We start from the raw sequence: 24267 nt of genomic DNA, 5'->3' as shown, positions 1-24267 counted from the left end.
TGCCCGCGGGCAAGAGCTCCCTAAGACAGAGAGGTCGCATATCGAGAGGCAGCTTCATGTCGCCGTGGTTGGCCGCGGTCCTAAGCCTTGAGACCGCGCTGTGCTCAGCGATCCTGGCGGAGGCCGCCCACGATCGTCATGAAGAGCGAATGCCCGCGGCCGGCATCGCTCACATCGCCGCATGGCTCCTGCTGGCCGCGACAGGCTTCCTGCTGTGGTCGAAAGGGTCGTGACCGCCAGCGGCTTCGTCATTCTGCTCTGATGGCGCTGAGCTGATCATGGAGTGCGGCTGGGGTTCAGGATCCCGGCGATCCCCAACGAAAAATCTGCACCCCCGCTGAACCCCCACGCTCAGAAACGAGAAAGGCGGCCCCGCGGCCGCCTCGCATAAAACCCTGCAATGATTAAGGTATTTTGGTCGGAGTGGCCGGACTCGAACCGACGACCCCCTGTCCCCCAGACAGGTGCGCTACCGGGCTGCGCTACACTCCGACGCCACATGGGCACCGGGCTCTTAGCCCCCGGGCTGCGGCTGTGCAACCCCTTCGATCGGACCGGAAGCACTGGCTCTGGCGGGCGCGGCTCGCTACGGGTGGCGTGCGACCCCGCCGCCCCTGAGGATCATGACGGACCGACCGATCGCCTTCGATCTCACGCGCCTCGTCACGCGCCTGCGTCATCCGAGCCCGTCCGGGATCGACCGCGTCGACCTCGCCTACGCGCGCGCCTTCCTCGGCCGTTCGACCCCCGGCTTCGGCATCGTCTCCACGGCGTACGGCCCGCGGATCCTTGATCGCGAGGGCGCACTGGCGATCGTCGAGGCCGTGGCCGCCGGCTGGGTCGAGGATCGCCCGGCGGCGGCGGACCCGGTCTACCGCGGGCTCGCGGCGCGCTGCGGCGATCCGACCGCCGCGGGAGCGGCCCGGGATCCGGCGCCCGGCGCCTCGGCCGATCCGCGCGCCGCCTCCGAACGGCGCCGGATCCAGGCGCGGACCGCCGCCGCCATCGCCCTGCGGAGCCGGCCGATCGCCGCCCTGCCGCGGGACGCGCTCTATCTCCACACGTCGCACCTGCGCCTCGACAACCCCCGCCGCTTCGACTGGCTGTACACGCGGCGGGATGTCCGCGCGGCCTTCTTCGTCCACGACCTCATTCCGATCACCCATCCCGAATACGGCCGGACCGGCGAGGCCGACCGCCACCGGGCGCGGATGCGCACGATCGGGCGGCATGCCGCCGCCATTTTGGTGAACTCCGTCGATACCGGACGCAGCACCCTGGAACACCTCGCCGCCGCGGGATTCGGCCGCCCTCCGGTGGCGGTCGGCCATCTCGGCGTCGAGGACGCCTTCGGCCCGAACGGGACCCGGTTCTCCCCGGACCGGCCCACCTTCTTGGTGTGCGGCACCATCGAGTCGCGCAAGAACCACCTCCTGCTGTTCCAGATCTGGCGGCTCCTGGCCGAGCGTCAGGGCGGGGCCGCCCCCCGCCTCGTCGTGGTCGGGCGCCGCGGCTGGGAGGCCGAGAGCGCCATCGACATGCTGGAGCGCTGCCCGGGCGTCCGCGCCCACGCGGTCGAGGTCACGGGTCTGTCCACCCACGGCCTGGCCGCGCTGATGCGCAGCTGCACCGCGCTGCTGATGCCGTCGTTCGCGGAAGGTTACGGGATACCCGTGGTGGAGGCCGCGGCCTGCGGGTTGCCGGTGGTCGCCTCCGACATCCCGGTCCATCGGGAGATCGCCGACGGCTTCGCGCACTTCTGCGACCCGCTGGACGGCCTGGGCTGGGCCGCGGCGATCGAGGCGCTGGCGCAGCCGGGCTCCCCAGTCCGGGCCGAACTCGCCGGTCGGCTCGACGGATACGTGCCCCCGAGCTGGGATGCGCATTTCGCCGCCGTGGGACCGACTCTGGCGGCGCTCTAAGGCCGGCAGCTGCCGGGTGGGACGGGCCGATCGAGTTGCGCCGCTTCGGCCTGACGCATATGGAATTCCGTCAGTCCGCAGCCTCGTCCAACACCGCGCGGAACGGAGATCCTGCAGATGCGGGTGGTCGACCTCGATCGTGACACGGTCAAGCGCGGGCTCAGCGACGGATCGATGCTGGTCATCGACGTTCGCGAGCAGCATGAATACGCGTCCGGACACATCCCGGGCGCCGTCTCGCACCCCCTGTCGGAATTCGACCCCGCCGCGCTCGCGGAGCTCGTATCGGCGGATGGCCGGAGACCGGTCTTCTCCTGTGCGTCGGGCGTGCGGTCGATCCACGCGCTGATGGCGGCGCAGAACGCCGGCCTCGACATCGCGGAACACTACAGGGGTGGCTTCAAGGACTGGTACGGCGCCGGCGAGACGATCGAATAGATCGGCCGGGCAATCCACCTCGCGGGGCCGTGATGTGCGCTCGCGCACAAGCAACAGGGTTTCCCGCAGGTTACGGCGCTCTGGCGGCGTAACAATCGTCAAGCTCGGCGCGACCGGCGGGTCGGCCAACGGACAGCAGGACCCGATGCGCAGCCGGCTTACCAGCCTCTTCACCGTGCTCTCAACCCTGGCCGCCGGCCTCGCGGTCGGCTCGCTCGCGACGCCCGCGGCGGCGCAGGCGCCGGGCGGACCGCCGCCCAAGGTCACCGTCGCCAAGCCCGTCGTCCGACAGATCGTCGAGCAGGACCAGTATACCGGCCGGTTCGACCCGATCGAATACGTCGAGGTCCGAGCCCGGGTCACCGGCTACCTGGAAAAGATCAATTTCATGGACGGCCAGACCGTCAAGAAGGGCGACGTCCTGTTCGTCATCGACCGGCGCCCCTACAAGGCGGCCCTGGAACAGGCGCAGGCGGCGCTGGCCTCGGCCAAGGCGCGCCAATCCTTCTCGCAGACCGATCTGGAGCGTGCCCAGACCCTGTCCCGGAGCGGCAACATCTCCGAGCAGGTCACCGACCAGCGCCGGCAGGCCCAGCAGACTGCCCAGGCCGATGTCGACAGCGCCCAGGCCGCGCTCAACAACGCCCAGCTCAACTTCGACTTCAGCGAGGTGAAGGCGCCGATCAACGGCCGGATCAGCCGGCGGCTGGTGACGGAGGGCAACATCGTCAGCGCCGACCAGACGATGCTGACGACGATCGTCTCCCTCGACCCGATCTACTTCAGCTTCACCGTCGACGAGAAATCGTTCCTGAAGTACCAGAGCAGCCTCGGCATCGGCATGGGACAGACCCAGCAGGGCAAGGGCGTGCCGATTCAGATCGCGCTGTCCGGCGAGGCGAAGCCGACCCGCAAGGGTACCCTGGACTTCGTCGACAACCGCGTCGACACCGCCACCGGCACGATCCTGCTGCGCGCCACGGTGCCGAACGTCGACCTGTTCATCAAGCCCGGCCTGTTCGGCATCGTGTCGATGCCGGCGACCAAGCCGTACCAGGGCGTGCTGATCCCCGACGAGGCGGTGGCGGCCAACCAGGACAAGCGCATCGTCTACCTGATCGGCCCCGACAACACCGTCCAGCAGAAGGACGTGGTCCTCGGGCCGAAGGTCGACGGCTATCGGGTGATCCAGTCCGGGCTGAAGGGCGACGAGACGTTGGTGGTCAACGGCATCTCCCGGGTCCGCCCCGGCGCCAAGGTGACGCCCGAGACCGTCGAGCTGCCCCCGAGCAAGACGTGAGCCCGACGGGCTCGACGCGACCGCCTTCGAGCGTGCCCTACGGCGCGCGCCGCACCGACGACGCAGGGCCCCGACCGGGAGACCGGCGGGCCTCAGAGGTTTGACCGATGCGTTTCGCCCATTTCTTCGTCGACAGGCCGATCTTCGCGTCCGTCACGTCGATCGTGTTCCTGATCCTCGGCTTCGTGGCCTACGAGAGCCTGCCGGTCTCGCAGTACCCCGAGATCGTGCCGCCGACCGTGACCGTGCGCGCCTCCTACCCGGGCGCCAACGCCGAGACTGTGGCCGCCACGATCGCGACGCCGATCGAGCAGGAGGTCAACGGCGTCGACAACATGCTCTACATGACGTCGTTGTCGACCAACGACGGCAACATGCTGCTGACCGTGACCTTCAAGGTCGGCACCAACCTCGATATCGCCAACGTGCTGGTGCAGAACCGGCTCTCGGTCGCCCAGCCCCGCCTGCCGCCGGACGTGCGCAACCTCGGCGTCACCGTGCGCAAGGCCTCGCCCGACCTGATGCTGGTCGTGCACCTGCTCTCGCCGAACAAGACCTACGACCAGAACTACCTCGCCAACTACATCTACCTGAACATCCGCGACGAGCTGCTGCGCCTCGATGGCGTCGGCGACATCACGATCTTCGGCGGTAACGAGTACGCCGAGCGCATCTGGGTCGATCCGAACAAGCTCGCGGCCTACAGCCTCTCGGTCACCGACGTCACAACGGCCCTGCAGGAGCAGAACGTCCAGGTGGCGGCCGGCCAGCTGAACGGGCCGCCCGCCGCCAAGGGCGAGGCCTTCCAGCTGGTCGTGCAGTCGCAGGCGCGCTTCAGGACCCCCGAGGAATTCGCCGAGGTCATCATCAAGGCGCAGGACGGGCGCCTCGTCCGGGTCAAGGATATCGCCCGCGTCGAGATGGGGCAGAAGGACTACACCACCAACTCCTACCTCAACGACACCCCGGCGGTGGGCATCGGCGCGTTCCAGCGGCCCGGCACCAACGCCCTCGACGCCGCGGCGTCGGTCAAGAAGGTGATGGAGACGGTCAAGAAGAACTTCCCGCCGGATGTCGAGTACCGGATCGCCTACAATCCGACCGAGTTCATCGAGGAGTCGATCCAGGAGGTCTACAAGACCCTGTTCGAGGCGGTCGGCCTCGTCGTCATCGTGGTGCTGGTCTTCCTCCAGAGCTGGCGCACCGCGCTGATCCCGGTCATCGCGATCCCCGTGTCGCTGATCGGCACCTTCGCGGCGATGGCGGCCTTCGGCTTCTCGCTCAACAACCTGACCCTGTTCGGGCTGGTGCTCGCCATCGGCATCGTGGTCGACGACGCCATCGTGGTGGTGGAGAACGTCGAGCGCAACATGGCCGAGGGGCTGTCGTCCGGCGACGCCGCCCACAAGACCATGGACGAGGTCGGCGGCGCGGTCATCGCCATCGCGCTCGTGCTCGCCGCGGTGTTCGTGCCGACGGCGTTCATCCCGGGCATCTCGGGTCAGTTCTACAAGCAGTTCGCGCTGACGATCGCGGCCTCGACGCTGATCTCGGCCTTCAACTCGCTGACCCTGTCGCCGGCGCTCTGCAAGCTGCTGCTGGTGCCCCACCATGCCCGCAAGGAGCCGAAATTCTTCCTGACGCGGTTCGTGGCTTGGCTGGCCAACGGCTTCAACCGCGCCTTCGACGCCACCTCGAATGCCTACGGACGGACCATCCGCGTCCTCACCGGCGGGTTCGTCGGCCTCGGCGTGATGCTGCTCGTCTACGCGGCGGTGATCGCCGGCACGCTGCACCTCGCGCAGACGACCCCGACGGGCTTCATCCCGGACCAGGACCAGGGCTACCTGATCGGCGTCGTGCAGCTGCCCTCCGGCGCCTCCCTCGACCGGACGACGGAGGTGATCCTGCGCGCCGCCAAGCAGGCCCGCACGGTCGACGGCGTGGCCAATGCGGTGATCATCGCGGGCTTCGACGGCGCGACCTTCACCAACACCACCAACGCCGGGGTGATGTTCCTGACGCTGAAGGGCGCCAAGGAACGCGCCACCGTCGGCCGGAGCGCGGCGGTCATCACCGGCGACGTCCTCAAGGCCACCTCGGACATCCAGGAGGCCCGGGTGATCGTGATTCCGCCGCCGCCGGTCCGCGGCCTCGGCAACGGCGGCGGCTTCAAGATGCAGATCGAGAGCCGCCAATCCTCGGAGATCGGCCCGCTGATGGCCGCGGCCGGCGAGGTGATCGCCCAGGCGAACCAGAGCGCCGACGTGCAGCGCGTGTTCACGACCTTCGACAACTCGACGCCGCAGCTGTTCCTCGACATCGACCGCACCATCGCGCGGATGCTGAACGTGCCGCTGGCGAACGTGTTCTCGTCGGTCCAGGCGGATCTCGGCGGAACCTACGTCAACGACTTCAACACGCTCGGCCGCATCTACCAGGTGCGCCTGCAGGGCGACGCGCCGTTCCGCACCTCGGTGCAGGACATCTCGCAGATCAAGGTGCGCTCCTCCACCGGAGCCCTGGTGCCGATGGGCACGCTCGCCTCCGTGCGGGACGTGACCGGTCCTCAGATCGTGCAGCGCTTCAACCTGTACTACTCGGTGCCGGTGCAGGGCGTGGCCAAGCCCGGCGTCTCCACCGGCCAGGCGCTGACCGCCATGGAGGACATCGCCAAGAAGGCGCTGCCCGAGGGCTACGCCTACGACTGGACCGAGATCGCCTACCAGCAGAAGGCCGCGAGCGGCACCGCCGGCGCGGTGTTCGCGCTGGGCGTGCTCCTGGTCTTCCTGGTGCTGGCCGCGCAGTACGAATCCTGGGCGCTGCCGCTGGCGATCCTGCTGGTGGTGCCGACCGGCGTGCTCGCCGCCCTGGCCGGCGTGCAGTTCCGGGGGCAGGACAACAACATCCTGACCCAGATCGGCCTGATCGTGCTCATCGGCCTCGCGGCCAAGAACGCGATCCTGATCGTGGAATTCGCGCACGACATCGAGCAGCGCGAGCATCGCGGCCCGGTCGAGGCGGCAGTGGAGGCCTGCCGCCTGCGCCTGCGCCCGATCCTGATGACCGCCTTCGCGTTCATCCTCGGCACCCTGCCGCTGGTGATCGCCACCGGCCCCGGGGCCGAGATGCGCCAGGCGCTCGGCACCGCGGTGTTCTTCGGGATGATCGGCGCCACCTTCTTCGGCCTGTTCCTGACCCCGGTCTTCTACGTGGTGATCCGTCACCTCTCGATCTGGCTCGGACGGTTCCGCAAGAAGCACACGCACGGCGATCCCGGCGGCGCTGCCCCCGCCCACGGCTGAGGCGCGCGCGCGACGGACGGGGGCGCCGGGTGTAGAGGCTGAGGCCATGCACGCCCTCGGCCGCCTGATCCTCGGGATCTTCGCCCTCTTGCTCGCCGTCCCGACGGGGCTCGCCGTCCTGGTCCTGGCGCTCATCGTCGACCCGGCCGCGCAGGCCTGGCTGGCCGGAGGCGCCCTCGCCGGCCTCGACATGGCGCTGTCCGACCTGTCGGCGGGGCTGCCTCCCGAGGGGCTGGTCCTGTTCGTCGCCGGCCTCGCCCAGGCGCTGTTCGTCCTGCTGTTCGCCCCCCCGGCGCTCATCGGCCTCGGGGGCGAGATCCTCGGGCGGCGCGGCCTCCTCTGGTACGGGGCCGGCTGCGGCCTGCTGACCGCCGCCCTCCCCTGGCTCCTGCGCGGCGCCGTGCGCTCCGGCGGAGGCGGTCTCGATCCCGGGCTCGCGAGCGGGGTCTCGGTCGCGGAAGCGCGCCTGACGCTGATTCTCTTCGTGGTCGGCGCGAGCGCCGGTCTGGTCTACTGGCTGGTCGCCGGACGCGGTGCCGGCCTGGTCCCTGAGGGTGGCCGCGCCGACGGTCCCTGAAACCCCGCCGACACGGTCGTCGGCGCTTGGCCGCGGCCGCCCGGGCGCGCTACAGGAGGGCCGCCAAGACGCGGAAACCGATGCTCGCCCTGCGCTCCCTCGCCTTCAATCTCTGCTTCTACGCCGCGACGACGCTCCTGGCCCTCGCCGGCCTGCCGGCGCTGATCTCCGGGCGGTCGGTGCTGAGGCTGGCCCGCGCCTGGGGGCGTGTCACCCTGTGGCTGCTGCGGGTGATCGCGGGCACGCGGGTGGAGTTCCGCGGCCTGGAGAACATCCCGCCGGGGCCGTTGCTGGTGGCGGCCAAGCACCAGTCGGCCCTGGAGACGCTGGCTCTGTGTACCGTGCTCCCGGACTTCGCCTACGTCCTGAAGCGGGAGCTTCTGCTCATCCCGCTGATCGGCTGGTACCTGTCGCGCGGCGGCATGGTGGCGATCGACCGATCCAAGGGCAGCCGGGCCATGAGCCTCATGAACGCCGCCGCCGCCGAGGCGATCGGGCAGGGCCGCCAGCTCATCATCTTCCCCGAGGGCACCCGCCGCCCGGTCGGGGCGCCGCCGGCCTACAAGCAGGGGCTGTCGCATCTCTACACGGCGCTGAACGTGCCCTGCCTGCCGGTCGCGCTGAACACCGGCCTGTTCTGGGCCCGCAACAGCCTCCTGCGGCGGCCCGGGACCGCCGTGATCGAGTTTCTGCCGCCGATCCCGCCCGGGCTGCCCCGGCAGGAGTTCCAGTCCGTCGCGCAGGAGCGCCTGGAGGCGGCTTCGAACGCCCTCGTCGAAGCGGAAGGCCAGGGTCTCGCGGGTGCGGCGCGCCCGGTCGCGGCGGGCCCGGGCGCGGCCTCCGCGGTACCGCGCCGGTGACCCGGTCCGCCTGACGCCCGGCCGCCCGCTTCCTACCGGTTTCGGAGGGGCGCGGCTTGTGGATAACGGGCAGAAACCCCACCTCCTGCATCAGGAGCGTCGCCCTTGACGCCTGTGGATATCCCGCGCTAATTTGGAACAAATGGCGAACAAAAGAGCCCTGTCCTGGTCGGCCGCGCTTCGCGACCTGAAGGACGATCGCACCCGGAGGCAGGATGTGCGCGAAGAACGCCTCAAGACGACCGCAGGCCTGCGCGGCGCGCCCGCCCTTCCGCTCTCGGCATGGCGTGGCCGGTCGGGCCGGCGCTACGTGGTGGGCGTCCATCCCGCCGGAGGCTTCGACCTCGACGAGATGGCGCAGGCGGTGGTGATCGCCGTGCGCCGGGACAATGCCGGGATCGCCGAGATGGTCTCGGTGGCCAGCTCCCGCGAGAGCCCGCGCGATCACCTGCGGCGGACGTGGCTCGATCGCGTACGCCTCCGGGGTGCGACCGAGATGCACGTGCATCGCCTCGCCGAGAACGAGGCCGAGCGGGCGGCGATCGTGCAGGATCTTCAGGTCGACACCGTCGAACCGGCGCAGGTCTGATCGAAGCAGCGCGGGGCGAATCGCCACCCGGTCCGTCGATCGGCGGCGGCATTGCCCCAGTTTCGCCCCTTGCGTGGCCTCAAGGCGGGGCCACGAGGTCCCTGCGGGGAACGGGGTGGAGCGCGTGGCGGATGGTGCAGGATCGGACGCAGCCGGACGGTGAGACCGGAAGGCCGCCGAAGCGAGGCTGGCGGCGTTCCCGGCTCGGCCTGTTCCTGCCGTACATCCTGCTCGCCGTGATTGCGGCAGGATGGTCGGCCGGTTGGTTCTGGATCCGCGGGCGCACCGCCGGCGAGATCGACGGCTGGATCGCCCGGGAGGCGGCCGCGGGCCGGACCTGGACCTGCGCCGACCGCACCCTGGGCGGCTACCCGTTCCGCATCGAGCTGCGCTGCAGCGCCGTGACCCTGGAGCGAGCCGATGGGCGCTTCCAGCTCGGACCGAGCACCGCGGTGGCGCAGATCTACCAGCCGCGCCTCGTGGTGTTCGAGAGTGCCGGCCCGTTCCATGTCGAGCAGGGCGACCTGACCGGCGACGCCTCCTGGAAGGCCCTGCAGGGCAGCTTCCACGGCGCCGCCGAGGGCTTCACCCGGGCCTCACTGGTGATCGACGCCCCCCAGGTTGCGGTGACGGGAGCCGATCCGGGGCCCATCGCCGTCGCCGGCAGGCATCTGGAACTGCACGCGCGGCCGAGCCCCGGGCGCTACGAGTCGGAGGGTGCGGTGGATGTGAGCCTGCGCCTGATGCAGGCCGCGGTGCCGCAGCTCGACGCACTCACCGGCACGCCGGAGCCGGCCGACCTGACCCTGGACGCGACCCTCACGCAGGCCACGATCCTGCGCACCGGCACGGTGGCGCGGGAGCTGGAGCGCTGGCGGCAGGCGGGGGGAACCCTCGATCTCAACGGCCTGTCGCTCGCCAAGGGCGCACAGCGCGTCCAGGCGAAGGGGACGCTCGGCCTCGATGCCGCCCACCGCCCGGCGGGTCAGATCGACCTGCGCGCCGCCGGGGTCGACGCTCTGGTCGGCGGCATCGTCGGCCAGCGCTTGGGCTCGGAGCGCGGGGCGCTGGTGGGGCAGCTGGTCGGCGGCCTCCTCGGCCTGAGCCGGCGTCCGGAGGCGGATGTCCCGTCGGATTCGGCGCCGCTGAAGGCGCTTCCGCCCCTGCGCCTCGTCGACGGGAAGCTGGTCTTCAGCGGGTTCCCGATCCCGAACGTCCGCGTGCCCGCCCTGTATTAGCTGCGAGCGCCGAACCGGGGATCGGTCCGGTGCGCGGGCGCGTCGGAACGGGGCGCGCGAACCGTTCCCGATCCCCGGCGCGGAGAGCTGATCGCCGCGGCACGATCCGCTATGATGGACACATGGCCTCCGAGACCGTCATCCCGACCCGCGTCAAGATCTGCGGACTCAGCAACGAGGCGACCCTGGCCGCCGCCCTGGAGGCCGGGGCCGACTGGATCGGCCTCGTGCATTTTCCGCGCAGCCCGCGGCACGTCGCCCTCGATCGGGCCGCCGCCCTGTCGGCCCGGGCGCGCGGGCGGGCCGAACGCGTGATCCTGCTGGTCGACCCGGACGACGCCCTGGCGGCGGCGGCCGTGGCGGCGGTGGATCCCGACCTGATCCAGCTCCACGGGGGCGAAAGTCCCGATCGGGTCGCGGCGATCCGCGCCCTCACCGGCCGGCCGGTGATGAAGGCGCTCGGCATCGCGACGCGGGCGGATCTCGCCGCCGTGTCGGCCTATGCGGCCGTGGCCGACCGGATCCTGCTGGACGCCAAGGCTCCACCGGATTCGATCCTGCCGGGCGGCAACGGACTTCGCTTCGATTGGGCCATCCTCGCCGACGCCGCGCTCCCGCCCGGCACGATGCTGTCGGGCGGCCTCGATGCCGGGAACGTCGCCGAAGCGCTCGCCCGCACGCGGGTCGGTGCCGTCGATGTCTCGTCGGGCGTCGAATCCGCACCCGGCGCCAAGGATCCCGACAAGATCGCCGCCTTCGTGGCGGCCGCGCGGGCGGCGCGCTGAAGGCCGGACGCTACCGCGGCGCCGGTAGGGCCGTCCGGCCGGTATTGGCGACGGCGTAGGCACCCGAGGTCTCGGTCTCCGGGGCGTAGGTGCGCAGCCGCGTGGCCTCCCGCTCGTAGCGGACCGCCTCGCGGCGATGGTACCGGGCCCGGGCCCGCGTCTTGCCCTGGCCGAGCCACGTGAAGATGCCGCCGACCACGATGCCGAGCGCCACGGCCCCGAACAGGATCGCGTAGAGCGGAAGGTCGACGCTGAAGACCGGCGCGTCCTGATTGAACGGATCGAACGAGAGCCGCACCGGCGCGCGGTTGGCGACCGCCAGCAGGATCACCAAGGCGGCGATCGGCAGGAGCACGAGGCTCTTCAGGAAACGAATCATCGCGCTCACAGGTCCTTCCTACTCGGCGGCCGAGGCACCCTCGCCAATGCCCGCCGCGTTGAGGCGCTGGCGCATCTCCTTGCCGGTCTTGAACACGGGGATCGCCTTCTCGGACACGGCAACGGTCGCGCCCGTGCGCGGGTTGCGTCCCCGCCGCGCCTCGCGGCGCTTCACCGAGAAGGCGCCGAAGCCGCGCAGTTCCACCCGGTCGCCGCGGGCCAGCGCGTCGGAAATGGTGTCGAGGATGGCGTTGACCAGGATCTCCACGTCACGCTGATAGAGATGCGGGTTCTGCTCGGCGATCTTGAGGACGAGCTCCGACTTGATCATGGCGTTCGGTCTTCTCGCGGGATCGGGGCGGGCTGCGGAGGGAGCGGGCGTTCAGGGTTCCGGACGCCACAGGGCGAGCAGGCCGCCCTGCGCGGCCTGTGCCTCCGCGCCGACCGTCCGGAGACGCGCGGCGAGGCCTTCGAGGCCCAGCAGATCGGCGCCGATTCCGGCGGCCGACCAGAGCGAGAACCCGCTGTCCGTGGAGGGCTTCCAGTCCTTGACGGGAAGATCCTTCGGGACCCCGCGGTTGGCCTCCAGCCACGCCACGGCCTGGCGCTCGCTTCCGAGTTCGTCCACGAGCTTCAGCGGCACGCTCTGGCGACCGCTGAACACCCGCCCGTCCGAGACGGCGCTGAGCTGGCCCGGATCCATGCCGCGCCGCTCGGCCACGAGTCCCTTGAACCACGCGTAGGTGTCGCCGACCACGGCGGCCAGCGCCGCGCGCGCCTCCGGCGTGGTCGGGGTGAAGCCCGAGGGCTCGGCCTTGAGCGGCGAGGATTTCACCGACTCGACCTTGACCCCGACCTTGTCGAGGAGGCCCGACAGGTCCGGGTACTGGAACAGTACGCCGATGGAGCCGACCAGGCTGGTCTCGCGCGCCACGATGTGGTCGGCCGCGATGGCGGTGATGTAGGCGCCGGACGCGGCGGTGCCGTCCACGAAGGCGACGATCGGCTTCTTGGCGGCCAGCGCCCGCAGGTTGCGGAAGATCTCCTCCGAGCCCGTGGTCGTGCCGCCGGGCGAGTTGATCGAGACGACCACACCCTTGACGGCGTCCGAGTCGCCGACCCGCTTCATCAGCTTGGCGGTGGCTTCGCTGCCCGCGATGAAGCCCGAGACGGAGATCCGAGCGATCTGCGGACGGACCGCGAACCCGCCCTCCCCGCCGCTGCGGACCCGGTAACCGAGGGCCCCGACCGCCACGATCAGGCCGCCGATGCCGAGCACCCGCCAGAGGGACAACCTCCGGCGCAGGCGCCGCCGGTCGATCAGCAGTTCGGCGTCAGCTGCCATGCTGTGGCTTCCCATAAAGCACCGGGCCGGCCCCTCGACGGGGTGCGGGAGCAACGCCCCCGCGCCGGGCAAGTCCTTGGTTTCTTTCGGCTCGCCCGGTCCGCACCGCGCGAGGCCGGTGTTCTAGAGCATTTATCGCGGGCGTGGATACGGGCCGGGCGAAGAAAATGCGGACGCCCCTGCCCGACCCTCAATGCGGACATTGCCCGGGCGGGCACGAGGAGCGCGATCCCGGACCGCTCCTCCGCCCTCCGCCCCTCCGGAACCGGCCGATCGCAGGCCCGCGGAAGGTTCGACTCCGACCGCGGCGCGGTGCCGGGAAACGCGAGGCGGCGAAAGGCCCCGGAGGACGCGACCGGTTGCCGCCCTGCGACCCGCTTTTCGAAACGCCTGACGCGGGATGCCGGACGGGCCTCGGCGGGCGAAGCCGAGACCAAAAAAGACCCGCGCGGGACGGGGGTCCCGCGCGGGTCTCTTGGCGAACGCGATCAGGATCCGCCCCCGGCTTGACGGCCGGAGGGCGAGAACCGGATCTCAATCGTCGTCGGAGCGCTTCTTGTTGAAGGCCGCGCCCAGGATGTCGCCGAGCGAGGCGCCCGAATCGGCGGAGCCGAACTGGGCCATGGCCTCCTTCTCCTCGGCGACCTCGAGGGCCTTGATCGAGACCTGCACCCGGCGGGCCTTCCGGTCGAACTGCACGACGCGCGCGTCGAACTTCTCGCCGGTGGCGAAGCGCTCGGGGCGCTGGTCGCCGCGGTCGCGGGCGAGCTCGGCGCGGCGGACGAAGGTGGTCATGTCGGTGTCGACGATCTTCGCCTCGACGCCCGAATCCTTCACCTCGATGACCTCGCAGGTGACGATCTGACCCTTCTTGATCTCGCCGGCTTCCGCGAAGGGGTCGCCGCCGAGCTGCTTCACGCCCAGCGAGATCCGCTCCTTCTCGACGTCCACGTCGAGAACCTGGGCGCGGACCATGTCGCCCTTCTTGAACTCCTCGATGACCTGCTCGCCGGGACGGTTCCAGTCGAGATCCGACAGGTGGACCATGCCGTCGACGTCGCCCTCGAGGCCGATGAACAGGCCGAACTCGGTCTTGTTCTTGACCTCACCCTCGACCTCGGAGCCGACCGGGTGCTTCTCGGCGAAGCCCTCCCAGGGATTCTGCAGGGTCTGCTTGAGGCCGAGCGAGATGCGGCGCTTGACCGGATCGACCTCCAGGATCTGCACCTCGACCTCCTGGGAGGTGGAGACGATCTTGCCGGGATGGACGTTCTTCTTGGTCCAGCTCATCTCGGAGACGTGGATCAGGCCCTCGATCCCCGGCTCCAGCTCCACGAAGGCGCCGTAGTCGGTGATGTTGGTCACGCGGCCCTTGAGCTTGGCGCCCTCCGGGTAGCGGGCGGCGATGCCCTCCCACGGATCGGCGAGCAGCTGCTTGATGCCGAGCGAGATGCGGTGCGTCTCGTGATTGATCTTGATGATCTTGACCTTGACTGTCTGGCCGATGGTCACGACCTCGGACGGATGGTTCACGCGGCGCCACGCCATGTCGGTGACGTGCAGCAGGCCGTCGATGCCGCCGAGGTCGACGAACGCGCCGTACTCGGTGATGTTCTTGACGACGCCGTCGATGACCTGACCTTCCTCGAGGTTGGCCACCAGCTCCGAGCGCTGCTCGGCGCGGCTCTCCTCGAGCACGGTCCGGCGCGACACGACGATGTTGCCGCGGCGGCGATCCATCTTGAGGATCTGGAACGGCTGCGGGGTGCCGAGCAGCGGGGTGACGTCGCGCACCGGGCGGATGTCGACCTGCGAGCGCGGCAGGAACGCCACGGCGCCGTCGAGGTCGACGGTGTAGCCGCCCTTGACCTGGTTGAAGATCGTGCCGGTGACGCGGTCGTTGTTCTCGAACGACTTCTCGAGCTTGACCCAGCTCTCCTCGCGGCGCGCCTTGTCGCGCGAGATGACGGCCTCGCCGAGGGCGTTCTCGATCCGGTCGACGTAGACCTCGACCTCGTCGCCGACCTTCAGCTCGCCTTCCCGGCCGGGGCCGGTGAATTCCTTCAGCGCGACACGGCCTTCCGTCTTGGCGCCGATGTCGATGACGGCCACGTCCTTCTCGATCGCGACGACGCGACCCTTGACGACGGACCCTTCGGTGATCTCGTGTTCGAGGAAGCTCTCCTCGAGGAGGGCGGCGAAATCGTCGCGGCTCGGGCTGCGCCCCAGAGCGGTACCTGCGGTCATTCTCTCTCCTGAACGGCCTCCGTCGGAGGCCCGTTGCGTCGGCGGCTCGCGTTGCACGCACCCTCGTTCGCCGCGGCCGCACCCCGTGAACCTTTGGGGGAGAGGCGACCGGTCCCGGGGGAGCCGGCTTGCCGACGCGTCGATACGGATGACGAGGGCGGTCCATCCGGCGGCTCGGCGGGCGCACAACAATGCGCGCGCGAGAGCGGATCCGGGAGGACGCGCGCTGCATACAGCAACGGCTTAACGACTTCAACCGACCGGTTTTCTCGATGCGGGGCGAGGCTTGGAAGGCCGTCCTTGACCAACAATCCGGTTCAGCGGAGCGCAGATGCAGTTTTCGACCGGGCGTGCTGCGTCGCCTCACGCGTACCATCGTGACGCATACGGGTTCGCCGGGTTGCCGCCTGCGCCGTGGGCACCCTCGCCCTGCGCGCAGGGCGAGGCCGGCACGGGCCTCGCCGTCCGCGGGCAAATGACCGGATCAGGCGGCTCGCGCCCAAGCGGCCTCGGTCTCGCTGACCTCGTCGGTGTGCACGTCGAACTGTGCCAGATAGGCGGTGCCGAAGCTCGTAGTCAGAGCGCAATCGGTGGCGTCGCGTCCCCGGGCCATCACGATGCGGGCGATCCGCGGCCGGTTGTGCCGGGCGTCGAACGTGTACCAGCGGCCGCCCTCGGGACCTTCCAGATAGACCTCGAACCACGCCGAGAAATCCATCGGTGCCGGATCCTTCGGCACGCCGATGTCGCCGAGATAGCCGGTGGCGTAGCGGGCCGGGATGTTCATGCACCGGCACAGGGTGATCGCCAGATGGGCGAAGTCCCGGCAGACCCCGACCCGCTGTGTGTATCCGTCGAAGGCCGTCCGGGTCGCGTCGGCCTGCTGGTAGTCGAAGCGCAGTCGTTCATGGGCGAAGTCGACGATGGCCTGGACCCGCGCCCAGCCCTCCGGTGTGGCGCCGAACAGCGACCACGCGGTGGCGGACAATTTGTCGGTGTCGCAGTAGCGGGACCCCAGAAGGTAGACCAGGGTGGCGTCGGGAAGGTCCTGGACCGGAATCTGCCGCGCCTCCGGCGCCTGCTCGTCCGGCAGTCCGGAATCCGCGATGGTGAAATCCGCCGTCATGCTGATGCGGCCGCCGGGCGCGACGATCCGGGTGCAGACGTTGCCGAACCCGTCGACGTGCTGGCTGGCGCGGACCGGGGGATCGAACGTGATGACCTCCGGCGTGACGAGATCGCCGTGGCGCTCCGGGCGCACATTCAGGAGCAGGTTCATCGGCGTCGGGCCGAAGGTGTCGAAGGCGATCGTGAAGCCGGTGCGGACGTGCATGATAGAAAGACCGTGTCGGAAGTCGGCACCGGAACGCGCCGGAAGCCAGGAGTTGCAATACAGGGGCCTATAAAGCCTGGACAGCCGACAAGTTCCGACGACGCGTGCAGCTTTGTGTATTCAGTGTGCCTCAATGTTCGGCAACTCAGGGGTGAGGTCAGTCGCCGTCGCGACAAGACTGGGCGCCCGGGCCCGAAATCCCGCGGGCCTGCCCATTCGCGCTTCATGTTGCATCGCACAGGGCAGGCTCGTATCCCTGCGGTCCAAGCCCCAGGGCCGGCGACCTCTCGCCGCGAAGGCCCGCCTCCAGACGATCGACGCCGATGACGCCGGACAAGCTCTCCATGCCCAAGGACAAGATCCGCGTCCTCCTGCTCGAAGGCATCAACGACAGTGCCGTCGCGCTGATGCAGGCGGCCGGGTACACCAACCTGACCCGGCTGCCGAAGGCCCTGGACCGCGAGGCCCTGCACGAGGCGCTCCAGGGCGTGCACATGCTGGGCATCCGTTCGCGCACGCAGCTCGACGCGGCGGCGTTCGAGGCGGCGGACCGGCTTCTGGCGGTGGGCTGCTTCTCGGTCGGCACCAACCAGGTCGAGCTGGCGGCGGCGCGCGACCGGGGGATCCCGGTGTTCAACGCGCCGTTCTCCAACACCCGCTCGGTGGCGGAATTGACCATCGGCGAGATCGTCATGCTGCTGCGGCGGATCGTGCCGCGCTCGGTCGGCGCCCATGCCGGCCGCTGGGACAAGTCGGCGGCGGGCGCGCTCGAGGTCCGGAACAAGACGCTCGGCATCGTCGGCTACGGCAATATCGGCACGCAGCTCTCGACGCTGGCCGAGGCGATGGGCATGCGGGTGCTGTTCTACGACCACACCGACAAGCTGCGCCACGGCAACACCGAGCCGACCAAGACCCTGCATGACCTGCTGGGCCAATGCGACGTGGTCTCGCTGCACGTGCCGGAGACGGACGCCACCGCCAACATGATCGGCGAGGCCGAGATCCGGGCGATGAAGCCCGGCGCGTTCCTGATCAACAATGCGCGCGGCACCGTGGTCGACCTCGACGCCCTCGCGGCGGCCCTGCGCGACGGCCACCTCAAGGGCGCGGCGGTCGACGTGTTCCCGGTCGAGCCCGGCTCCAATGCCGAGCCCTTCGTGAGCCCCCTTCAGGGCATCGAGAACGTGATCCTGACGCCGCATATCGGCGGCTCGACCGAGGAGGCCCAGGAGCGCATCGGCGCCGAGGTCGCCCGCAAGCTCGTGGACTATTCCGATATCGGCTCGACGATCGGCGCGGTGAACTTCCCGCAGGTGCAGCTGCCCGCCCGGCCGACGGGAACCCGCTTCATCCACGTCCAGCGCAACCTGCCGGGCATGCTGGGGCGCCTCAACGACGTGTTCTCCCGCGGCCAGGTCAATATCGCGGCGCAGTTCTACCAGACCGACGGCGAGGTCGGCTACGTGGTCTTGGAGACGGACGCCACCGACGCGGATGCCGAGGCGCTGCTCGCGCAGATCCGGGCGATTCCCGGCACGATCCGCGCCCGGCTGCTCTACGAGCGGCGCTGAGTGCGGAACCCGAACGGCATTTCGGCCGCTGTGGCGGCGCGCGACTTGCGCGATCTCGCCGGCCGCTGTTCAAGTCATCGGCGGCCATGACTGATCGATCGGCCGGCAGGCGGAGGATATCCAGTGACGAAGCGTGTCGGCCGCGCATGGGCGGGCCTCCTGCTGGGCCTGGTCGGGGTGGCTGCGGCCGTGCCGGGCGCCTCGGCGGATTGCCTGCGCCGGGTCTACAACCGCTCGGGCCTCGTGCTGGTGGCGCGCCAGGACGGCGGACCGCCGGCGACGCTGCTGCCCGGACAGTCTCTGCCGGTCCGGCTGTCGCGTCCCGGCCAGCTCGACCTGTCTGCCTATTGCGGCATCCCGGGCGAGGCCGGGAGCCCGGTGCTGCAGAGGACTTTCGATTACGAGGCGGTGCTCGACCGATGCTTCATCCGGTTCGGCGGCGACTTGTTCGTGCCGCAGCTCGGCCGTGGCTTCATCGGCCTGCAGGAGACCGCGCCGTTCACGGTGAACAATCCGCAGCAGGGCGACATCATCCTCGGACCGACGGCGCAGGCATCCTGCCCGGTGCAGCGGGTGATCCTGGACCGGCGCGGCTGAAGCCGCTCGCGACGCCGACGCGCCCGACGAACCGGACTCACCGGCGATCGTGCGTGCGCTCAGAGATAGTGCCGGAACACGACGCGTCCGTCGTCCGTGCCGACTGGCGGCGGCGGCGTCGTAGGCCCGATCAGCGGGCTCGCGAGGCGCAGGGCGATCAGACCGAGAGCGGCGACCGCAGGGGCGATGAAGCGGAATGGCCGAGCGAGCATGGGCGCCTCCGTCGCGAAGCTGCACATCGGGGCGGCGATCTGTGAGCAATCCTGATGTGCGCGTGCAGCATCGCACCCGGGCGAAGGCTTCGCCGTGCCGAAGCGCACATGCGAGGCCGCTCACGCGCGGGCGGCGCGCCGGTTCGCACCGTTCGTCATCCCGCCTCGGTTACGGTCGGCCGATAGCGTCGGCGTCTTCGCTGGCATGTGCGCCGATGCCCTCCTATGCTGCCCGACGCGGAGGGCCTCCGGGCGTGCGTTGCAGGCACGGAGGCGGGTCTCCGCCGACGAGAACGACTGCGTGAACAAGGACGCGCGTATGCTCCCCCAGACAGGCAACTCGATCCTACGCGGCGATCTCGGCGTGGAGGAGACGATCGAGTCCGACAACATCGTCCGGTGGGACGGCGAAAGGCTCTACGTGGAGCAGGACGTGTTTCACAACGGCCAGCTCGTGCATCGCAAGTACCGCCGCACCGTGACCGAACCCGTGGCCCAGGCCCTCTGGACGATCATCAACCGCGCGAAGCAGTGAACCGAGCGGCGCGTCCGCTTGGGGCGCGCGCCGCAAGCGATGTCCTGCCGTCCGTTCGGTTGGGCGCGACGGCCTGGCTGCCGGCGACTGGGCCGGCGAGCGCGACGCTCAGGCACGATAGCTACGGCGGCCCGGACGCACTCGCCTATCGTGGACCGCCATGGTCTAGGCCGCGTCCGTCTGTTTCGGCGCGCGGCACCGGCCCGACTTGGTGGCCCGCCTGCACGGATGGCGCGCCGCGTCGTTGCGGCGGCGCGACCGTGCGGGTACCGGGCCGGCGCGAGCGCTAAGCGGCGGCGGCCGGTGTCTCGACCAGGGTGAGGTGCGCCACGGGCGGCGCCTGAAGGCGCTCCTGTGCATGGTCGAAGGCCGCCCGGATGGTGGCGCTCGCGTCCTCGACGGCGACGAGAATGGCCAGCTTCTGCGTGCTGGCGCGATCCGCGAGGCTGCGGGCGGCCGAGACCAGGGACTGTTCCAGGCTCAGAAGCTCGCTCTCGGCGTTCTTCCCGCCCGTCCGCGTGGCGGACGCGAGGCGGTCGAGCACGGCTTCCAGGGCGTGACGCAGGACAAGCGTCCGCACGCGCTCTTGAAGGAGCGCCCTCTCGTCGATCTTCATCGGAATCAGTCCGCTTTCGGGAACACGATCAAGCTCCCACACTTCGGCTGACCCTGCAGCCACCTTTTTGCAACAGGTTAATACAGTCATGCCGCGCCCCCCACGCGACGGCTCGACATCAGCTCGACAAAGTATTTCTCGGAAATGTCGAGTTTTCAGAGACAGAAGTCAGTCATAAACCGGCCGAAAGGTGCGATGTCCCGAATCAAGTCGCCATCTTCGCAGGTTGTTGGACCGTTGTTTTTGAGCGGCCGGACGCGCGCGGGGCGTCTTACGGGTCGGGTCCCGCCTGGCGCCGCCGGTACGCGAGCCGATGCGCGGGCGACCGTGTGATCGGAAAGCCTCAGGGTGATGCCCGATCCAGGCGCGGCCGGTGGGAGTTCGATCAGTACGGCGTTCCGCGCTGGCGCCGCTCGCGCAGCGCTTCGGCATACCATTCCAGTTCGTCGAGGAACTTCTGCGCTGCGGTCTCGAGCCAGGGCTCGGCGGGCGTGCCGTCGGGGTCGAGGGCCTTCTGGAGGCGCGGGATCGGCAGCAGCGAGGGGATGCTGGGCATGCCCATCTCGGCGAGCATCGCCCGCAGCGGCATCGCCGCGCGAACCCCGCCGAACTGACCGGCCGAGTAGCAGCAGATCGCCGAAGGACGCCAGAAATACTCCTCCAGGAAGTGATCCAGCGTGTTGGCGAGGGCCGGCGGGACTCCGTGGTTGTACTCGGCCGAAACCATCAGGAAGGCATCGGACCGTCGATAGAGCGCGGCGAGCCGCTCCAACGGTTCCGGCGCCGAGCCGGCCGGATACTCCTTGTACATGCGGTCGAGCAGCGGAAGCTTCAGCTCGCTCGGGTCGACCAGCGGGGCGGCGTGGCCGCGCGACTCCAGGCGCGCCGCCAGAAAACGCGCGGCCCGGAGGCCGATGCGGTCGGTTCGGACGCTGCCGAGGATGATGGGAACGGTGAGGGACATGACGGCCTCCAGTCGGCCCGATCATGCCAGAGGGGGGCTTGCCGCTCCAGGCGCCGCCGGCGCCCGGGCCGATCAAGCCTTGGTCGGGGTCGTGAGTGCGGCGGCGGCGATACCGACCGGGCCGCCGGTCGCGTAGGCGGCGATCGCCGTGGTGATCTGCTGCAGGAACGCGTGCAGGCCATCGCCGGCATCGCCCGCCGAGGCCGTCGCGGCGGTCGAGGCCGTGCCGGATGTCGCGGCGGCCTCCGTCGTGCCGGCGGACGGTCCGGTCTGCGCGGCGTCCGTCGAGTCGGACGCGGCCGGACGGGCATGGTGCCCGTGATGGTGATGCACCGGCGCCGCGCCGGTCGAAGCCTGGTTGGCATCCGCCGGGTCAAGGAGCGTCGAATCGTTCGAGGCGCTCGACGAGGCCGTCGACGTCGCGACGTCATTCTGCAGGCCGAGCTGACTGAAGTCGGATTGCAGTTGCAGGAGCGAGGCCATCAGGTCGTTGGAGAACGCGGGCGTCGACGCGGTGCTGGTCGGCTGGGACGCGCTGCTGCTGCCCTGTGTAGCGCTGGCGTCCTGGCTCCCCGTGGTGAAGGCGCTGGCATCGACCGGCTGCGCGGCCGTCGCGCGCGACAGGCGCAAGGCGCCGGCGAGATCCCGCTGGAGGGATGGCCCCGTTACCGCATTCACCGACATGACGTCCCTCGCAACCGCTTCCGGTGAGGGCAGGCACAGGGCGTTCCAGAAATTCGCCCATGATTTCAAGGCGGGACCGGATGACGATCCCGGCAGGATCGTCCGCGCGGCAAGTCTTGCCGGGCCCCCGAGGCCTACAGCCTCGGATGATCGGAGCCATCCCTGAGGACGACGCATCGACCGGTCACGCCTCGGCGCGGGCGAAGAATCGCGTTGCCGGACAGGTGATCGCAGGGGATTGGGACAGTGGCTCCCCGAGCAGTTAAGCCATGAAGCAATCTTACCAATAGCTTAGATCCCGCACCTGTTCATCTCGCCCCTGTTGATTTGAAACGTGAATTTTCAGCGCCTTCCGCACCTGACTGGCGATGGCGTGGAGGCACTGAGGTGCGGGAGGCCTGGGTCGCGACCTATACGCTCGTCGCCGATGTTATGTAGCAGGCGGCTGAGGCACCCTGAGCGGGCGGCGGAGCCGGCCGGCTTAAGCCCCCCCTGAAGGCTAAGTCTCTGAGAAGGCTGGGAAGCGTTCCTGCGCACCTGCGGGGATCTTCGCCGCCTATCAGGCACACATAGGGTGGGATCTTATGCGGTTGCCTGCCGCCTTACTTTCCGTATCAGCGCAGGAAATTTCGAGACCGGAAAGCAGTCTGGTATGGCCTGGGCAATTCGCGCGATTGGGGTCTATCCGCCTGATTATCGCATACCCTTGAAGGGAGATTGAAATTTACTGGGACTTCAGTGAGTGCCGTCTTATGGGAAGGCGCCCTACATGTTTCTGACAGGGCGAAATCCGAACTTCCGAATTATAAACGATTTTCGCCTTTAGTGTAGGATGGATGGCAAGGCCTAGTTTTTGGGTTGAGCCCGGGTGTCAAGCGGCGCATGACAACAATCTCGCAACTTTCGGTTGAGAATTTTCTCAGCTTACAAAAAGTCGACATCGCATTCTCTAACTTGAATGTGCTTGTTGGCCCGAATGGTGCTGGAAAGACTAATGTATTGAAGGTATTTCAATTTCTCGGAGATGTGGCGAGACGTGATCTTGTGCTCGCTATCGATGAATTTGGTGGATTTGAAAATCTTCAATATAGAGGAGCTGACCGGAAAGCGGACGCTATTCGCCTCAATCTCACTGGCGAGATCACTCAGCATGCCAGCGTGAGCGCGCCAGATGAATACAAGCTGACGCTGTGGGAGCGTGTAATCCTACCAACCGAAAGGCATCCTCATGGACGCCGCTTGATCCAGCGAAATGAAGTCATCGTAGTGAAGCGTACTGCCGGAAGAGGGCGCCGTATCACGTTGAGCGGCAACACCGTAAAAGTTGAGCCTATTGAGCCGAACAGTCGCAAGCGCCGTCCCAGCAGCATTTCAGTCCAGGGAGCGTCTACTGGTCTAGCAACTTTGAGGAAGCTGGGAGAAGATTACGAGGCTTCGCAGGTTGAGGCGCTGGCACAAGTTTTCGAGCAACTGCGGCTATTTGAGATTGACGTAGAGCGAATTCGGCTGCCGGTGCCTCGGACGAGAAATCCCGAGACACTGCGGGCGGACGGATCAAATCTGGCAGCATTTTTATATTGGATGAGTATCGAGCACCCTAGTGCATTTGAATTGGTATGTGACGATGTTCGCTTTGTCCTGCCGGGGTTTAAGGATTTTGCGTTTACCCCGCTCGGCGGCGCAGATGAAGCTGTCCGACTAGACATCTTGGAGAGTGGCCTCTCAGGATCAACGCCGCTCGGAAGAGCCTCGTTTGGCACCATACGCTCCATCGCTTTGTTCGCGATGCTTCATGATCCGAACCCGCCTAAGCTCACTTGCTTGGAGGAGATTGACCACGGGTTGCACCCCCACGCTCTAGACCGCTTGGTTGACCGCTTGAGAGAGGCTTCGGTTAATACACAAATCATACTCGCTACACATTCGCCTGCTTTGGTAAACAGGCTTAGCGCGTCAGAACTGATTGTTGTTGAGCGTGTGCATACCACTGGATCGTCTCGTGTGTTCAAACCGGATATTGCAAAAGTCACTTCGCTGCAAAATGATACTGGTTACGGACTGGGAGAATTGTGGTTTTCTGGAGCTTTGGGAGGCTCACTTTAAATCATGAAGCGCAATTTGTTCTTGGTATTTGGAGAAGATGATAATGATAGGCGCGCGATTGCGGTTCTTATCTCTTCGCTTGCACCCAACGCCAAGGTGGAGTCTCGGCGTAGGCCTCTAGTGCTCGCTAGAAATGCAGAAAAATCTGGTAAGCGCCGAGAAATGTCCGAGGAAATAGCCGCGCTGTGGCGCAACGAGAGGACTAAAGATGTTCTTGTGACTGCTGTCGTGCATCGTGATTGTGATGCAGTCGAGCCGGCACATGTTGCTGAAGCTCAGGCACTCAAACAGCTTCTCTTGCAGGCGGGGATCAGCAGTTCAATCGCAGTTACTCCAGCTTGGGAAATCGAGACATGGTGGATGCTCTTCCCTAATGCTCTCGCAACTGTCAGAGGCTGCTGGCGCAGTGTAAATTATGGAGCAAGGGCCGTTGGCGTTATCGAAAACTCTAAGGAGCGGCTCAAAAGAGATCTGCGTCCTGTTGGTTCTAAAGCTCAGAAAGCTTGTAAAGATTACTCAGAAATAGATAGTCTTCGCGTTTCTGAGGAAATAAAAAAACAAAACTTGATATCACCCACCGCTCGAAGCCGATCGGCTTCATTCGATGTATTTTGCCTGGAGATTGAAGCGGTTGTTGCAGAGGCGGCGGCATAAGAGCTTCTTGT

General features: G+C 68.1%; 24 protein-coding genes and 1 tRNA gene. 15 read left to right on the top strand and 10 right to left on the bottom strand.

The window, feature by feature from the left end; all coding sequences use genetic code 11:
* Positions 1-56: 56 nt before the first annotated feature.
* Entirely contained in the window at positions 57-233 is a 177-nt protein-coding gene (locus MKL01_RS16300) for a hypothetical protein (RefSeq protein ID WP_243906253.1), read from the top strand.
* Positions 234-415: 182 nt separating this feature from the next.
* On the opposite strand, the gene MKL01_RS16295 is transcribed toward MKL01_RS16300, so the two are convergent.
* Positions 416-492 (bottom strand) — tRNA-Pro (locus MKL01_RS16295).
* Positions 493-623: 131 nt separating this feature from the next.
* Between MKL01_RS16295 and MKL01_RS16290 the strand changes: the two genes are divergently transcribed.
* The 9 genes from MKL01_RS16290 to MKL01_RS16250 all read left to right on the top strand — a co-directional run bounded on the left by MKL01_RS16290 (position 624) and on the right by MKL01_RS16250 (position 11014).
* Entirely contained in the window at positions 624-1922 is a 1299-nt protein-coding gene (locus MKL01_RS16290; RefSeq protein WP_243906252.1) for a glycosyltransferase family 4 protein, read from the top strand.
* Positions 1923-2039: 117 nt separating this feature from the next.
* A complete protein-coding gene (locus tag MKL01_RS16285) occupies positions 2040-2360 on the top strand; it encodes a rhodanese-like domain-containing protein (protein WP_243906251.1) in 321 nt (106 codons plus the stop codon).
* Positions 2361-2505: 145 nt separating this feature from the next.
* Positions 2506-3660 carry an efflux RND transporter periplasmic adaptor subunit gene (locus MKL01_RS16280; RefSeq protein WP_243906250.1) on the top strand — a complete coding sequence of 385 codons (1155 nt, stop codon included), beginning with the start codon at positions 2506-2508 and terminating at the stop codon, positions 3658-3660.
* Positions 3661-3767: 107 nt separating this feature from the next.
* Positions 3768-6965, top strand: a complete 3198-nt coding sequence (locus MKL01_RS16275; RefSeq protein ID WP_243906249.1) for an efflux RND transporter permease subunit — start codon at positions 3768-3770, stop codon at positions 6963-6965.
* A 46-nt stretch (positions 6966-7011) separates the two neighbouring features.
* Positions 7012-7542 carry a hypothetical protein gene (locus MKL01_RS16270; RefSeq protein ID WP_243906248.1) on the top strand — a complete coding sequence of 177 codons (531 nt, stop codon included), beginning with the start codon at positions 7012-7014 and terminating at the stop codon, positions 7540-7542.
* Positions 7543-7622: 80 nt separating this feature from the next.
* Positions 7623-8402 (top strand): lysophospholipid acyltransferase family protein, encoded by a 780-nt coding sequence (locus MKL01_RS16265; RefSeq protein WP_243906247.1) that lies wholly within the window; start codon positions 7623-7625, stop codon positions 8400-8402.
* 142 nt (positions 8403-8544) lie between these two features.
* Positions 8545-8991 (top strand): hypothetical protein, encoded by a 447-nt coding sequence (locus MKL01_RS16260; RefSeq protein ID WP_243906246.1) that lies wholly within the window; start codon positions 8545-8547, stop codon positions 8989-8991.
* Positions 8992-9122: 131 nt separating this feature from the next.
* On the top strand, positions 9123-10229 hold the full coding sequence (locus MKL01_RS16255) for a DUF2125 domain-containing protein (RefSeq protein WP_243906245.1): 1107 nt from the start codon (positions 9123-9125) through the stop codon (positions 10227-10229).
* A gap of 122 nt (positions 10230-10351) precedes the next feature.
* On the top strand, positions 10352-11014 hold the full coding sequence (locus tag MKL01_RS16250) for a phosphoribosylanthranilate isomerase (protein WP_243906244.1): 663 nt from the start codon (positions 10352-10354) through the stop codon (positions 11012-11014).
* Between the two features lie 10 nt (positions 11015-11024).
* Here the strand turns inward: MKL01_RS16250 and MKL01_RS16245 are convergent, their stop codons facing one another.
* The 5 genes from MKL01_RS16245 to MKL01_RS16225 form a co-directional block, all read right to left on the bottom strand.
* Positions 11025-11393, bottom strand: a complete 369-nt coding sequence (locus MKL01_RS16245; protein WP_243906565.1) for a LapA family protein — start codon at positions 11391-11393, stop codon at positions 11025-11027.
* A gap of 18 nt (positions 11394-11411) precedes the next feature.
* On the bottom strand, positions 11412-11723 hold the full coding sequence (locus tag MKL01_RS16240; RefSeq protein WP_243906243.1) for an integration host factor subunit beta: 312 nt from the start codon (positions 11721-11723) through the stop codon (positions 11412-11414).
* Positions 11724-11774: 51 nt separating this feature from the next.
* Positions 11775-12737 (bottom strand): signal peptide peptidase SppA, encoded by a 963-nt coding sequence (gene sppA / locus MKL01_RS16235; RefSeq protein WP_243906242.1) that lies wholly within the window; start codon positions 12735-12737, stop codon positions 11775-11777.
* A 534-nt stretch (positions 12738-13271) separates the two neighbouring features.
* Positions 13272-14984, bottom strand: coding sequence for a 30S ribosomal protein S1 (rpsA, locus tag MKL01_RS16230; RefSeq protein ID WP_243906241.1), 1713 nt, complete (start codon positions 14982-14984; stop codon positions 13272-13274).
* A 484-nt stretch (positions 14985-15468) separates the two neighbouring features.
* On the bottom strand, positions 15469-16317 hold the full coding sequence (locus tag MKL01_RS16225) for a transglutaminase-like domain-containing protein (RefSeq protein WP_243906240.1): 849 nt from the start codon (positions 16315-16317) through the stop codon (positions 15469-15471).
* Positions 16318-16640: 323 nt separating this feature from the next.
* Here MKL01_RS16225 and serA point away from each other — a divergent pair, with 323 nt between their 5' ends.
* Positions 16641-17891, top strand: a complete 1251-nt coding sequence (gene serA, locus MKL01_RS16220; protein ID WP_243906239.1) for a phosphoglycerate dehydrogenase — start codon at positions 16641-16643, stop codon at positions 17889-17891.
* Between the two features lie 123 nt (positions 17892-18014).
* Positions 18015-18488 (top strand): hypothetical protein, encoded by a 474-nt coding sequence (locus MKL01_RS16215; RefSeq protein WP_243906238.1) that lies wholly within the window; start codon positions 18015-18017, stop codon positions 18486-18488.
* A 59-nt stretch (positions 18489-18547) separates the two neighbouring features.
* On the opposite strand, the gene MKL01_RS16210 is transcribed toward MKL01_RS16215, so the two are convergent.
* Positions 18548-18700: a hypothetical protein gene (locus tag MKL01_RS16210; protein WP_243906237.1), complete on the bottom strand. Its 153-nt coding sequence runs from the start codon at positions 18698-18700 to the stop codon at positions 18548-18550.
* A 319-nt stretch (positions 18701-19019) separates the two neighbouring features.
* Here MKL01_RS16210 and MKL01_RS16205 point away from each other — a divergent pair, with 319 nt between their 5' ends.
* Complete coding sequence (locus MKL01_RS16205) at positions 19020-19235, top strand: hypothetical protein (RefSeq protein WP_243906236.1); 216 nt, start codon at positions 19020-19022, stop codon at positions 19233-19235.
* A gap of 286 nt (positions 19236-19521) precedes the next feature.
* On the opposite strand, the gene MKL01_RS16200 is transcribed toward MKL01_RS16205, so the two are convergent.
* From MKL01_RS16200 to MKL01_RS16190, 3 genes are all read right to left on the bottom strand, one after another.
* Positions 19522-19851 (bottom strand): hypothetical protein, encoded by a 330-nt coding sequence (locus MKL01_RS16200; RefSeq protein ID WP_243906235.1) that lies wholly within the window; start codon positions 19849-19851, stop codon positions 19522-19524.
* Between the two features lie 385 nt (positions 19852-20236).
* Positions 20237-20815 carry an NADPH-dependent FMN reductase gene (locus MKL01_RS16195; protein WP_243906234.1) on the bottom strand — a complete coding sequence of 193 codons (579 nt, stop codon included), beginning with the start codon at positions 20813-20815 and terminating at the stop codon, positions 20237-20239.
* A gap of 72 nt (positions 20816-20887) precedes the next feature.
* Positions 20888-21445, bottom strand: a complete 558-nt coding sequence (locus tag MKL01_RS16190) for a cell wall anchor protein (RefSeq protein WP_243906233.1) — start codon at positions 21443-21445, stop codon at positions 20888-20890.
* Positions 21446-22381: 936 nt separating this feature from the next.
* Here MKL01_RS16190 and MKL01_RS16185 point away from each other — a divergent pair.
* Together MKL01_RS16185 and MKL01_RS16180 are read left to right on the top strand one after the other, a co-directional pair.
* Positions 22382-23602, top strand: coding sequence for an AAA family ATPase (locus MKL01_RS16185; RefSeq protein WP_243906232.1), 1221 nt, complete (start codon positions 22382-22384; stop codon positions 23600-23602).
* A 3-nt stretch (positions 23603-23605) separates the two neighbouring features.
* A complete protein-coding gene (locus tag MKL01_RS16180) occupies positions 23606-24256 on the top strand; it encodes a hypothetical protein (RefSeq protein ID WP_243906231.1) in 651 nt (216 codons plus the stop codon).
* Positions 24257-24267: the final 11 nt, after the last annotated feature.

This window comes from Methylobacterium sp. J-070 (assembly GCF_022829385.1).
GTDB lineage: Bacteria > Pseudomonadota > Alphaproteobacteria > Rhizobiales > Beijerinckiaceae > Methylobacterium.
Note: the sequence above shows the minus strand (reverse complement) of the source record. Positions and strands in the feature narration are given on the sequence as shown.